Annotated in this window: 1 protein-coding gene (cut by a window edge); it reads left to right on the top strand. The window is 30.7% G+C overall.

Features of this window, described 5'->3' with window-relative positions; genetic code table 11:
- Positions 1-52: 52 nt before the first annotated feature.
- Positions 53-16,408 carry the 5' portion of a beta strand repeat-containing protein gene (locus AMRN_RS07940; RefSeq protein WP_099311181.1) on the top strand. 16,074 nt of this gene lie beyond the right edge of the window, so the window shows 16,356 of its 32,430 coding nt (coding positions 1-16,356); the start codon lies at positions 53-55; the stop codon falls past the right edge of the window.

Genomic DNA, 16,408 nt, shown 5'->3' with positions numbered 1-16,408 from the left:
AATTAGATATAATAAGTACTAATAACACTAAAGTGACATTTAAGGTAGAAAAATGGCAAAAAGTAATGAGCTTGTTAAATATTTAGATAAAAAAGTACAAATTACAGGAAAACCACAAAGTGGTGAAAATATTGCAGTTTATGTAAGACCTGGAGATAAGATTGATTTTCAGTCAGTAGGTTTTAATTTAGAAGATGCAAAATATAAGCTTATTGGGGGAGATATAATTTTAGAGTTTCCTGATGGAGGAGTTTATACTTTTGTATCAATGGCCTTAATGGGTTATAATGATACTCCTCCAAGCTTTACTATTGGTGGGAAAGATTTAACTTTAAGTACTATTTTATCTGAAATTGATGAAATAAATAATTTGCCATTGGAAGCAGTTTTAGCTAATGAAGATGTTGATGTTGTACCTAGTTCTGCTGAAGAAGTAAAAGAACTTGAAGATGTTACTGAGAAAAATACAAATAGTGCTCCACCTGTAATAATTACTGAAGTTGAACTAGATGAAAATGAGTTTGATACTGAGTTTGAAGAGCCTTTAGATGTAGAAATTCCACCTGAAATTCCAGAAGAAACAGAACCTCCTGTTATTGCTGAGCCACCTGCTGATGATGGAACTCCTGAAAAAGAAGATGAAGTTAATGATGCACCTCCTTTAAAGTTTGAATTTTCTTTAGATATGAAACACGTTTTACAAACGCAAAGTGAATCTATTCAAGGAACGGGAGCAGATGCTAGCAGAGTATTAACTGTAGATGGTGGTGGTGGTTCATATTATGAAAATATTTATCCAAATAGTAATATTTCTGCAAATCCTTCTGAAATAGTTAAGCAAACAAATCAAGAAGAAATGTCTTATAAAAATACTGGAATTAATAATTATGATAGTGTTTTAATAAACTCTGATAATCCAGACTATTTTGGTGATGGATATACTTCAAGAACTATCACTTTAAATCCTACTCAAGGTGCAGGTTTTAAAATTCAAAAAGTTTGGATAAGTTCAGATGATTTACCTGATGGCTTTAAAGTACATAATGCTACTCAGTCTGGTAATAGTTGGTTAATACAAAGAGATAACCCTGATACAGATGAAATAGAAGGTTTTACTGTAGATGCACAGGGAAATATAAATATTATTATGACTATGAATACAGATGTTGATAAAGATTTTGCTTTGAATATAAAAGCACAAACTGTATTTGATATAAATAATATTGATCCAGAAATAAGACCAGATATAGAACCACCTAGTGAAACTACTCATGAATTTGATTTAACTGTTGGAGTAAACTTAAAAAAGATAAATGATGAAAGTGATTCAAGTGAGTATAAATATCAAGAGATTGATAATGATAATATTGATTTAATTGATGGACAATCAGAACAAACAGGTTTTGTTATTAGTTCAAATATTAATGATACAAAACTTTATGGTTCAACAACTTTAAAAAACACTATAAATGGTGGTATTTCAAATGATACTATTTATGCTGGAAATAATGATGATACTATTTATGGAAATAGTGGAGAAGACACAATTACTGCTTATGCAGGAGATGATACTATTGAATCAGGAACAGGAAATGATTTTATAGTTTCTGGATTAGGTGATGATACTATAGATGCTGGAGAGGGTAGTGATACAATAGATTTTTCTCATATTGATAGTGTTAATCCTGAGGGAATTATTGCAGATTTAGTAAATGGAACTATTACAGGTGATGGAAATGATACTATTTCAAATATTGAAAATGTAAATGGAACACAAGATATTGATATTATTATTGGTGATGATAAACAGAATATTTTAAATGGTAACAAAGGCTATGATACTATTAGTGGTGGAGCAGGAAATGATACTATTAATGGTGGATCAGGAAATGATACTCTTGCAGGAAATGTAGGAAATGACTTTATTGAAGGTGGAGTTGGAAGTGATACTGTAAGTTATGAAGATGCTATAAATAATGTAGATAATCAAGGTGTTGTAGTTACTTTAGACCAAGATTTTGAAGATGGTATTTATGGAACTGCTACAGGAATTGATGGAGCAGATGAATTAAAATCTATTGAAAATGTAATAGGCTCTAATTATGATGATACTATAACAGGGAATGCTTCAAAAAACACTATAAGTGCATTAGCAGGTGATGATACTATTTATGTTAGTTCAAATGATGATGTAATTGATGGGGGAACACATAATAGTAAAGGTGATACTATTGATGCATCAAATTCAAGTGTTGCTCATACAATAAATCTTAAAGAAGAATATATCTTAGGTGAAGGCTATACTCAAATTAAAAATGTTGAGAATGCCACAGGTTCAAGAGGTAGTGATACTATTATTGGTAATGATGATAATAATACACTAAAAGGTGGAATTAATAATGATACTTTAATTGGTAATGCTGGAGATGATTACTTAGATGGTGGAACAGAAAATGATACTTTAAGTGGTGGAGCAGGCGATGATATTTTAGATGGTGGAGCAGGTGATGATGATTATGCTGATTATAGTGATGAACAAAGCTCTATTAGTGTAGATTTATCTAAAACTACATCTCAAGATACAAAAGCTTCTGGAAATGATACTTTAAGAAATATTGAAAACTTAATTGGAACAGACTATGCAGATACACTAAAAGGTAATAGCCAAGATAACTCTATTTTTGGTGGACTTGGAAATGATACTATCTTAACAGGTGGTGGAGATGATTATGTAGATGGACAAAGTGGTTCTGATGATTGGATAAGTTTTGAAGGTGTAAGTGATACAGTAACTTTAGACTTAACAAAAACAGATAAACAATCTTCTGGATATGGGAATTTGACTGTTTTAAATGTTGAAAATATTTTTGGTGGAAGTGGAAATGATACTTTTAATGGGAACTCTTCAAATAATACAATTTTAGCAAATCAAGGAAGTGATTTAGTAAGAGGTGCTCAAGGAAAAGATTATATTGATGGTGGCTTAGATGATGATACTTTATATGGAGATAGTGGAGACGATACACTTTTAGGTAAAGAAGATGATGATACTTTATATGGTGGCTTAGGAAACGATTTTCTTGATGGTGGAAGTGGAAATGATACACTTTTAGGTGGAAGTGGAAGTGATATTTTAGATGGTGGAGAAGATATTGATTTAGTTGATTACTCTTTAGAAAATAGTTCTGTAAAATTAACATTAGGTGATAATGGAACACAAACAACTGCTACAGTAGGCTTAGAACAAGATATTATTAGAAATATAGAGAATGTAAAAGGCTCTACTGTTGATGATACTATTGTAGGTAATAACTTGGCAAATACTATTTATGGAAATAGTGGAGATGATACTCTTGAAGCAAAAGCCAATGATGATACTGTATTTGCTGGTTCAGGTGATGATTTGATTATTGCAGGTAATGGAAATGATGTTTATTATGGACAAGAAGGAAGTGATACAGTTGATTATAGTTTAGAAACTGGAAAAATTGATGTTACTTTAAATGAGAATAATCAAGTAGATTTAAATATAAATGGAGTAAAAAAAGACACTCTATCTTCAATTGAGAATGTAATTGGTGGTTCAAATGATGATACTATCATTGCAGATAGTAATAAGAATATTCTTGATGGTAATAGTGGAGATGATACTTTAGATGGAAAACAAGGGGATGATACACTTCTTGGAAGAGTTGGAAATGATACTTTAGTTGGTGGAGAAGGAAATGACTATATTGACGGTGGAGAAGATATTGATACGGTTGATTATAGTTATTTAGACTCAATTTTAGGAAACGATAAAGGTATAAATGCAGACTTATCAAATAATAGAGTAGATGACCAAGTTGGCGGAACTTTTGTTGGTGTTGATAGAGTACAAAATGTAGAAAATGTTATTGGTACAAAGTTTGATGATAGTATTACTGGAAATAGTAAAAATAATAAATTAGAAGGTAAAGCTGGAGATGATGTTCTAGTAGGTTTACAAGGAGATGATACTTTACTTGCACAAGATGGAGATGATACTTTAAAAGGTGGCTTGGGAGATGATATCTTAGATGGAGGAGATGGAGTTGATACTGCAGATTACTCTGATGCAACAGAAGATTTAAATATAGATTTAAACTCTCAAGGCTCAAAATCAATTAGTGTTAGTCAAGGAAGTGATACATTTATATCTATTGAAGGTGCAATTGGTGGAAGTGGTGATGATACTTTAAAAGGTACTACAGAAGCTAATACTTTAGTTGGTAATGATGGTAATGATACTTTACTTGGTTCTGGTGCTAATAGTGGAGTTGATTATATAGATGGTGGACTAGGTGAGGATTTTGCAAGTTTTGCTTTTACTTCAAATGATATAACTATTGATTTATCTTTAAATGATGTAGAGCAAAATACATCTGAGGGTAAAATTATTATTAAGAATGTTGAAAATCTTGATGGTGGAGCAGGAAATGATACTATTATTGGTAATGATGAGGTAAATACTTTAACTGGTGGAGCAGGAAATGATACTTTAATAGGAAAAGGTAAAAATGATACTTTAGATGGCGGAACAAATGCTTATAAATTAACAATTACACCACAAAATAATGGCACATTTACTTTGAATATTGCAGGAGTAACTGTAAGTTTTATTGCAAGTGCAACAACAAGTCTAGCTGAAATTTTAGATGGTTTAGTAACAAGTTTCAATAGTGATTCTATGGCTACAAATATTGGTAAAATCATGCATGATGGCACAAATATTTACTTAGAAACTAATGAGACTTTTTCTTCTAGTTCAAATGTTTCTTCAGAGTATAAACACTATACAGATACAGCTGATTACTCAATTGTATCAGGTACAAGTGGAATTAATGTTGATATGAACTTAGGGGATGACTCTTCACGAAATGAAGGTTTAGTAACTATTGATGGAGATAATGGAAGAGATACATTAGTAGATATAGAAAATATTATTGGTACAAAAAATGATGATAAAATCACTGGAGATAGTGATGATAATATAGATAATAAGTTTGAGGGACAAGCTGGAAATGATACTATAAGTGGTGGAAGTGGAAATGATACTCTTTTAGGTCAAGAAGATGATGATATTTTATATGGTAATACTGGAAATGATACTTTAGATGGTGGAAGTGGAGATGATACTCTTTATGCAGGTTTGGGACAAAATAGAGTTATTGGAGGTATAGGTTCTGATACAGTTGCTTATGATGTAGATAAAGCTATAGATGTTGATTTATCAAACCTTAGTGCACAGGATATTTTTAAAGATGGAACACAATTTGATACTATATCAGAAGTTGAAAATGTTATAGGAACAGCTCAAAATGATAAGATAAGTGGAAATAGTGATAAAAATATTTTAAATGGACAAGGTGGAGATGATACTTTAGATGGAAGAGTAGGAGATGATACTTTATATGGTGGAAGTGGAAATGATACATTAAAAGCTTCTACTGGAGATAATTTGCTTGATGGTGGAGAAGATATTGATACAGTTGATTATAGTGGTAATAAAGCTATAAATGTAAATTTATCAAATACAAGCTCACAAGATGTATTTAAAGACTCTACTCAAAATGATACCTTAGTAAATATAGAAAATGTTATAGGATCAAATGCCAAAGATACAATTAGTGGAAATATTTTAAATAACTCTCTTTTTGGTTCATCAAATGATGATATTTTAAGTGGTGAAGCTGGAAATGATATTTTAAATGGTGGTGATGGAACACAAGATATTGCTGATTATACTTCTTCAACTTCTGGGATTATTGTTGATTTAAATGATACAAATAGTGATGGCTTTCAAGTAATAAATGATGGCTTTGGAGATAAAGATAAACTAATTGATATAGAGATAATTAAAGCATCAAATAATAGTGATAGATTAAGTGGTTCAAATACAAATGATACTTTTATAGCAAATGATGGTGATGATACTTTAAAAGGTTTATTAGGTGATGATGTTTTAAATGGTAATAAAGGTAATGATACTTTTATAGCAGGAATTGATAGTAATAATGATGGTATTTTAGAAAGTGGTGATGATGGTGTTGATACTATTGATGGTGGAGAAAATAGTGATACTGTTGATTACTCAAATTTAGATAATACTCACTCAATTGATGTTAGTTTAGATGGTTCTACACAAGTTGATGTAGTAGTATCAAATGCTTCAAATGATAAGATAAAAAATATAGAGAATGTTTCTGGTACTCAAGGTGATGATAAAATTATTGGAGATAGTAAAGATAATACTTTATTAGGAAATGCTGGAGATGATATTTTAGAAGGTGCAGCAGGAAATGATATCCTAAATGGAGGAGATAATAACTCTAAAGGGGATACTGTATCTTATGAAACAGCACAAAGTTCAGTAAATGTAAATCTTGGCTTAGATGGGGTTGCTCAAAATATTAGTGCAGAACAAGGAAATGATACATTAATTGATATTGAAAATGTTATAGGTTCAAGCCATGAAGATAGTTTGATTGGTAATGCTTCAAATAATACCTTAGAAGGAAGAGATTCAAATGATATTTTAATTGGATTAGCAGGGGATGATAATTTAATTGGTGGAAAAGGAAATGATACTTTAAGAGGTGGAGCCAATGATGATATTTTAAATGGTGGAGAAGGAGTAGATACAGCTGATTATTCAAATGCCACTGAGGATTTAGATATAGATTTAAATTCACAAGGTTCAAAAGTAATAAGTGCTAGTCAAGGAAGTGATGAGTTTATCTCTATTGAGGGTGCAATTGGAGGAAGTGGAGATGATACTTTAAGAGGAACTTCTGGGGTTAATACTTTAATTGGTGGAGAAGGAAATGATACACTTCTAGGAGGTGGCGCTGGTGATGCTTTAAACTTCGATTATATTGAAGGTGGTGCTGGAAGTGAAGATTTTGTAAGTTATAGTTATATTGATGCTTTGGGACAAAAAGTTGTAATTGATTTAGCAAATAGTGAAGTTCAAGATACTGTTGGAGCTGGACATATAAAAATTAATACAGTAGAGAATCTTGAAGGTGGAGCTAAAGATGATACTTTATTTGGTAATGATAGTGAAAATACACTAATTGGTAGAGAAGGTAATGATTTATTTGCCAGTAAAGATGGAGATGATACTTTTATTGGTGGAAAAGCAACAATAGTAAACAATAAAGTAGTAGCAAATGATGATAATGAAAATGATACAGTAACATATTTGGATGCTTCTGGGCAAATTAGCGTTGATATGAATGTTGCATCAGAAGATGACACTACACTAAATATTGGTAGAGTAACTAATGATGGTTATAATAATGTAGATACTTTATATGGAATAGAAAATATCATTGGTTCAAATTATGCTGATAATATTATTGGTGATATAGATGATAATGTAAATAATAAGTTTGTTGGAGCAAATGGAGCAGATAGAATCTCAGGTGGAAGTGGTGATGATACTATTTATGGTGGATTTGATGATGCAACAGTAGAAACAACAAATGAAGAAGCTTTAAAAGATACTTTATATGGTGGAAGTGGTGATGATACTTTATATGGAAATAAAGGAGATGATACACTTTATGGTGAAGCTGGAAATGATGTATTAAGAGGTGATGAAGGCTTTGATACAGTTGATTACTCAAATGAAAATAAAATTGTAGTAAATTTAAGTGAAGGTGCAACAGTTACTATTGATAGTAACAATAACAGTACTTTTGAAAATGATGGAAGTGATGATAAAGATACTTTATATGGAATTGAAAATATCACTGGTTCAAACAGTGGAAACGATACAATAACAGGAGATAATAACTCAAATACTATAAAAGGTCTTTTAGGAGATGATACTTTAAGTGGAGCAGGTGGTGCTGATACTTTAGATGGTGGTTTAGGAAATGATACTGTTGATTTTTCATATTTAAATAGTGGTTCTTCAAAAGTAGTAGTTGATTTGTCAAATAGCAGCTCTACTGTTAATACAAGTAGTAATATTGCAACTTCAGATATTGATAGTTTAACTTCAATTGAGAATGTTCAAGGAAGTAAAAACGATGATACAATAACAGGAGATAGTCAAGCTAATACTTTATATGGTAATGGGGGTAATGATACTATTTATTCAAGCTCTAACAATGATACAATAGATGGAGGAACACAAACTTCAAAAGATATAATGAGCTATGAAAATAGTAGCTCTTCTATTACTTTAAGTTCTAATGTAAATGGTTATGATGTAATTAAACAAAGTGGAGGGCTTGATTCTTTAACAAATATTGAAGAGGTACATGGAAGTAACTATAAAGATACATTAATAGGTGGAACTTCAAATGATACTTTTAAAGCAGGTAGTGATGATGATATCTTAAGTGCTCAAGGTGGAAATAACTCTTTATATGGTGAAGCTGGAAATGATACTTTTATTACAGCGCAAGGAGATGACCTTTTTCATGGAGGAGATAATCAAGATTTAGTTGATTATAGCTCTATTACTACAAATAATACTAATCCTTCAAGTTCTCATACAGGTGTGGTTGTAAGTTTAGATAATGCAAATGCACAAAATGTACATAGTAGTGCAGGAAGTGATACTTTAGTAGATATTGAAAATATTAAAACAACTAATCTAAATGATTCTATTTTAGGAAATAATGATGCAAATACTATTTATAGTTTAGATGGAAATGATACTATAAATAGTGCAGGTGGAGATGATGTTGTTTTTGCTGGAAGTGGAGATGATACGATTGAAGGTGCTTTAGGTGCTGATGAATTATACGGTCAAGCAGGAGATGATACTTTTAAGTTTTCAGCTAACTCTAATGATGGAAAAAATGATGTTATTGATGGAGGAGATGAAGCTGATAATTCAAGAGGAAAAGATAGTTTAGATTATAGTTTATTAAATGAATCTATCTCTTTAGATTTAAATGATAATAGCACCTCTTATGTAAAAGTTGGAAGTGATAATTTTCATCATCAAGTAAAAAATATAGAGAATGTTATTGGTACAAGCCATGATGATACTATAAAAGGTGATAGTGCAGATAATTCACTTGAAGGAAGAGTGGGAAATGATACTTTAAGTGGAGAAACAGGAGATGATATACTTTTAGGTGGAACTGGAAGTGATATTTTATCAGGTGGTGCAGGCGATGATATTTTAGCAGGTGATGGAGATGGAACATCATCTTATACAAATGAAAATGGTGAAGTTGATACAGTAGATTATTCAAGTGAAAAAAATGAAGATTTAGTAATTGATATCTCTGATGGTGCACACTATATTAGTTCTTCTCAAGGTACAGATACTTTTTATGGTATTGAGGGTGTAATTGGGGGAGAAAAGAATGATACTTTAACAGGTAATACTCAAGCAAATAGTTTAGTTGGTAATAAAGGAAATGATACACTTTTAGGAGGAGGAGCTTCTTCTGGATATGATTATATTGACGGTGGGGAAGGTGATGCTGATTTTGTAAGTTTTGAATATACTGCAAAAGACATTACTGTTGATTTATCAAAAACAGATGCAATACAATCAACTGGTGATGGAGATTTGATAATCAAAAATATTGAAAATCTTGCTGGTGGATATGGAAATGATACTATTATAGGAAATACTTCAAATAATACTTTAGAAGGTGGAGCCGGAGATGATACTTTAATAGGAAACGCAGGAAATGATGTTTTAAGAGGTGGCAGTGGATATGCTCTTACAATAGCAGTTCTTACTTCTATTATTAGTTTTGAAGTAAACGGACAAACTATTAGTTTTGATAATACAAGTGCTTTAAAAACAAAAGCTGAGGTTTTAGATGAATTAGTAAAAATCTTTGAAGCAAATAGTGTTGCAAGTTCTAATAATACATCTGTAAAAGTTGAAGGTGAAACTTTACATATTAAAACACAAGAGAGTGTTACTGGAAATAGCAATTTAAATATAACAAAAGATAGTGATACAGTAGATTACTCTTCTTTAAATGCAGGAATAGGTATTGAAGTTGATTTAACTACACCAGATACAAATGGTTATAACGTATATAATGATGGTTTTGGAGCAAAAGATAGATTAGAAGGCATAGAAAATATTAATGGTAGTATTTACAAAGATATAATAAAAGCTGATGATAATAATAATACAATCTTTGGAAATTTAGGTAATGATACTATTGATGGACAAGGTGGAGATGATTATATAGATGGTGGAGCTGGTGATGATAAAATAATTGGTGCTGCTGGAAATGATGAACTTTATGGACAAGGTGGAGATGATACCTTTATTGCTTTACAAAATGACGGAGAAGATGTAATAAATGGAGGAAGTAATAGTAATATTGGAGATACTATTGATTATACACAAGCTTCACAAACCTCTTATCACTTAGAAGTTAATTTAAGCAATAACGAAGTAGCAAATATTGATGCAAATAGTGCAATCATGACAAATGGAACTACTTTTGTAAAAGATACTATTACAAATATAGAAAATGTTATTGGTACAAATGCAAATGATACTTTTGTGGGTAATAGTTTAAATAATAGTTTTAGTGGAGAAGGTGGTAGTGATACTATTAATTTTGCTAATTCAAATGATAAAGTAGTAGTTGATTTACAAAATAATAGTGCTTTTGGAAATGATATAGGAACTGATACAATCTCTTCTATTGAAAATGTTGTTGGTTCTAGTAGTGATGATACTATTATAATGTCAAATGAAAATGAGATAAATAGAGTTGATGGAGGTTCTCACGATACTACGGTTAGTGGTAAAGGGGATACTATCTCTTATGAAAATTATACAAGTTCAGTTCATGTTGATTTACAAAGTGGTGTAAATAATGTTGATGATACTATTTTAAATATTGAAAATATAACAGGTGGTATTAATAACGATATATTAAGAGCAGATGCAAATAAAAACTCACTTTTAGGTTCAAAAGGAGATGATACTTTACAAGGAAGAGGTGGAGATGATTTCCTTGATGGTGGAGAAAATAGTGATACAGCAGACTACTCAGATGCAACAGGAGATGTAGTAGTAGATTTACATAGTGCGACAAATACTGCAAGTGGAGCAGGTGTTGGTACAGATACTTTAAAAAATATAGAGAATATTCTTGGTTCAAATTTTGATGATACTTTTATTGGAAATATAGATAATGCAAATATTTTTGATGGTGCAGGAGCTATTGATACTGTTGATTATTCAAAATTGACTGATTTAAATAATGATAAAGTTGTAGTTGATTTATCAAATGAAATAGCAACAGTAATAAGTGGTGGAACAAAACCTAGTGATACTTTGAAAAATATTGAAAATGCAATTGGTACAGCAGGAAATGACACTTTTATTGGAAATAGTGTAAATAATGTATTTGATGGTGGAGTAGGAAATGAAAGTGATAAAGCTGATTATTCAAATGTAAGTAATACAGGTATTACAGTTGATTTATCACAAGCTGTACAAACTGTTAGTGTCTCTTCTTCTAATATTGATACTGTTAAAAATATTGAAGACTTTGATGGTTCAAATCAAGATGATGTTTTTATTATGAAAGGAAATGATACAACATCAAATGTAATTGATGGAAAAGCAGGAGTAGATACAATAAGCTATGAAGCATATTCAAACTCTGTTGAAGTGGATATGACTACAAATACAAATAATACTTCAGATAGTTTATTCAATATTGAAAATCTTAAAGGTGGAAGTAATGATGATACTTTAAGAGGAAATGATTTATCAAATAGTATTGAAGGTTTAAATGGAGCAGATACTTTTTATAGCTCTAAAGGTAGTGATACTTTAATTGGTGGAGATGATAACTCTATTGATATTGTAAGTTATGAAAAAGAGACAAAAAAAGTTGTAGTTAATGCAAATGCTGATGAGTATTTAGTAACAAAAGTAGCAAATAGTAATAATGAAGATGTTTTAAAAGGTATTGAAGAAGTTCATGGAAGTAACTATGAAGATGATTTTACTGGTGGAGATAACGCTGATACTTTTAAAGGTGGAAATTCAAATGATATTTTAAGAGGTGAAGGTGCTAATGATTCACTTTATGGACAAAGTGGTGATGATACTCTTTTAGGTGGTATTGGAAATGACTATTTAGATGGGGGAACAAATAGTTTAGTTGGTGATACTGTAAGTTATGAAAATAGAAATGAGAGTGTAAATGTTGATTTAACTTTAGGTGAAGCAACAGCAACTATTGGAAGTAGTGAAACAGACACATTAAAAGATATTGAAAATATCACAGGTTCTACTGTTAAAGATGAAATCACAGGTGATGAAAATAAGAATACTTTATTGGGTATGCAAGGCAATGATACTTTAAGTGGTGAAGCTGGAGATGATTATATTGATGGTGGAAGTGGTAATGATGAGATTATTGGTGGAGCTGGTGCTGATAGATTATATGGTGGAAGTGGAGATGATACTTTTAAAATCCATAGTGAGCAAAGTGAGTTAACAGGGGATATTATTGATGGACAAGAAGATATTGACACTCTTGATTATAGCAATATAAATAGTGGTGTTAATATTAGATTAAATGGTTCAACAAACTCAAAAGCTACTATTATTAGCTCTTCTGAAGAGCATACTATTAAAAATATTGAAAATGTAATTGGAACAACTGGAAATGATACAATTCAAGGAGATAGTAACAATAATATACTAAATGGTAAAGATGGAGTTGATACAATTAGCTTTGAAAATGCCACATCAAATATAAGTGCAAATATTGGAACAGATGATAAAACAATTGATTCAAATGTATTAAATGCAACTCAATCAACAGGTGATGGAAGTGTTGATACTATTGAAGAGTTTGAAAATATAATTGGTTCAAAACAAGATGATACTTTTGTAGGTAGTTCTAACTCAAATAAAATCACTGGAAATTTAGGTCAAGATACAATTTATGGACAAGCTGGTGCAGATGATTTAAGAGGTGGAGAAGGAAATGACCTTTTAAATGGAGGAAGTGGTGCAGATGATATTTATGGAGATGGCGGAACAGATACAGTAACTTATGAAGATGCTTCAAATGTAAATGTAAATTTAAGAGGTATAAGTAATGGTATTGCTAATGAAAACTATAATGGAACAACTTCAACTGATAAACTATATAGTATTGAAAATGTAATTGGCTCAAGTGGTGATGATACAATTGAAGGTAATGAAGAGGATAATACTTTAATTGGTGGAGCTGGAAATGATACAATTAGTTTTGAAAACTCTACAACAGGAGTAACTGTTGATTTAACAAATACTACATCAAAACAAAATACAAATGATGGTAATGATTTAATTCAAGGTTTTGATAATATACTTGGTTCAAAAAATAGTGATAATTTAACAGGAAATAGTAATGCTAATATTATTCATGCAGGTTTATTAGATGATACAATTGAAGGCTTAGCTGGAAATGATACTATTTATGGACAAGCAGGTGATGATGTTATTGATGGTTCTTCTGATTTAGATACTTTATATGGAGGAAGTGGAGATGATACTTTTATTGCATCTTTATTGGATGGAAATGATGTAATAAATGGTTTTGAAACAACAGGAACTGAAAGTAGTGATGATAAAGATACTATTGATTATAGTGCGATTGATGACTCTTCATATCATTTAGAAGTTAATTTAAGTAATAGCGATATTGCAGGAGTTTTAAATAATAGTGCAAATATAAAACAAGATTTAACTACTGAACAAACTGATACTATTTCAAATATTGAAAATATAATAGGAACAAATGGTAATGATACTATTATTGGAAGCAGTGAAGCTAACCAATTAAAAGGTGAAGCAGGTGATGATACTTTTATTGGTGGAGCTGGTAATGACCAGATAATTGGAGGAGCACATACTGTTGGTTTAAATGGTGGAGATTGGGTAGATTATAGCTACTCTTTAAATAATATCTATACAGATTTAAATTCAGAAAATAGAGTTTATATTGATACTGATGGTGTGACAGGCTTTGGTGTAAATGATGAAGTTGATACTTTAAGTCAAATAGAGAATATTAAAGGTTCTGATATAAATAGTAAAGCAGATACTATTATAGGAAATAGTGAAGATAACTCTATTTTAGGTTTAAAAGGTGATGATACTATTGATGGTGGAGCTGGAAGTGACTATTTAGATGGTGGTGAGGGAATAAATACTCTTTCTTTTGAAAGTCTTAATGAAGCTGTTAGTGTAGATTTAAGTAATTCAAGTGCTACTACAAGTAAACATAGCGATACTATAAAAAACTTTACAAATATTATTGGTACAGATTTATCATCTCAAGAAGATATTTTAATAGGTGATGATAATAATAATACAATAAAAGGTTTAGCAGGAAATGATACTTTAGAAGGTAAAGGTGGCGTTGATAATCTTTTTGGTGGAAGTGGAAATGATACTTTTATTTTAGGTATAAATGATGGAGAAGATACTATTGATGGAGAAGATGGCTCTTCTGATACAGTTGATTATAGTAGTTTAAACTCTTCTGAAAGTCTAAATTTAGACTTAGATACTTCAACAGCAACAACTGCTACTGTTACTAATGGAAGCACAACATTTACTGATAGTGTTGTAAATATTGAAAATATTAAAGGTGGATCTGGAGATGATAGATTAACTGGTGATGCTTTTAAAAATAGTTTATGGGGTAATGCTGGAGATGATATTTTGGATGGTGATTATGAAGATGATAAACTATTTGGTGGAAGTGGAAATGATACTTTACTTGGTGGTTTAGGAGATGATGAGTTATATGGTCAAGCAGGAGATGATAATTTAAGTGGTGGAGCAGGGAATGATATAATTGATGGTGGAGAAACAGATGAAATATTTGGTGATACTATTGATTACTCTTCAAAGACTACAAATTTAGATATTAATCTTAAAAAAACAGATGGCTCTTATGCAACTGCATACTTAGATACAGAACAAGATAAATTAGCAAACATTGAAAATATTGTAGGAACTATTTATGATGATAAAATCATAGGTGATGAGGGTAAAAACAGACTTGAAGGTAAAAAAGGTGATGATACATTAGCAGGAGATGCTGGTGATGATACTTTATTTGGAAATGAGGGGAATGATACTTTTATTGCTGGAATTTATGACAAAAATTTAGATGATTTTGTTTCTGGAAATGATGGAAATGATTATTATGATGGAGGAGAAGGTCAAGAAGATGGTAATGCAGATACTTTAGACTATTCTGCTTTTGATTCTTCAAAAAATATTGAAGTTGATTTAAGTGCAACTGATTCTTTAAATAGTGATTATGCTACTGTAAATGTAAATGATGGAACAACTGATTATGTTAAAAATATTGAAAATATTATAGGCTCTAAAGGTAATGATATTATTAGTGGAGATGCACAAAATAATATCTTAAATGGGTCATTAGGAGATGATACTTTAAAAGGTAATGCAGGAAATGATACTATTATTGGAGGAGAAGGACAAGATAAGGTTGATTACTCAGACGCGTTAAAAGGTATAGTTGTTGATTTAAGAGATGCTGTTGAAGTAAGTCAAGATGGATTTGATTTTCAAGATGATTTAAGTGGTATTGAAATTCTAGAAGGTTCTAATTTTGCTGATAGTTTAACAGGTTCTAATAGTAATGATACTTTTATTGGTGGTAATGGAAATGATAAGTTTTTCTCAACAAAAGGTAGTGATACTTTTTATGGAGGTAGTTTAGATACAAATGGTACTCATACTATTGAAGCTGGAGAATATAATAAAATTGACTATGAAGAAGAGAAAAGAATATATGTTGATTTAAGCCAAACTAAAACAGATAGTGATGGAAACATATACTCAGAAGTATTAAAATCAAATAGTAATTTAACAAGTGATGGTTTTACAAATTTAGAATCAACAGATAAAGTATATTCAATTGTAAATATTAATGGTACAACTAATGATGATACAATAATTGGAAATAGTGAAACAAACTTTTTTGAAGGAGATAGTGGAGCTGATAAGTTAGAAGGAAAAGGTGGAGATGATAACTTAAAAGGTGAAGCTGGAAATGATACTTTTGTAGCTACAAGTGCAGATGATGGAAGTGATACAATTGATGGTGGAGAAGATAGTGATACAATTGATTATTCAAAACTTACATCAAACTCTATTGAAGTATCTTTAGCAGAAGATTTTACAGTATCTACTGTATTTGTTAAAAATGCAAATAATGACTCAATTGTAAATATAGAAAATGTTATTGGTACACAAGTAGATGACACAATAACAGGAAATAGTAAAAACAATACTTTAATAGGTGAAGCAGGTGATGATACTTTAGAAGGTGGAAGAGGAGATGACCTTTTAGATGGTGGAATAAATAGTAGTAAAGGGGATACT

Source organism: Malaciobacter marinus, assembly GCF_003544855.1.
Taxonomy (GTDB): domain Bacteria; phylum Campylobacterota; class Campylobacteria; order Campylobacterales; family Arcobacteraceae; genus Malaciobacter; species Malaciobacter marinus.
This window is presented reverse-complemented; position numbering and strand designations above follow the sequence as displayed.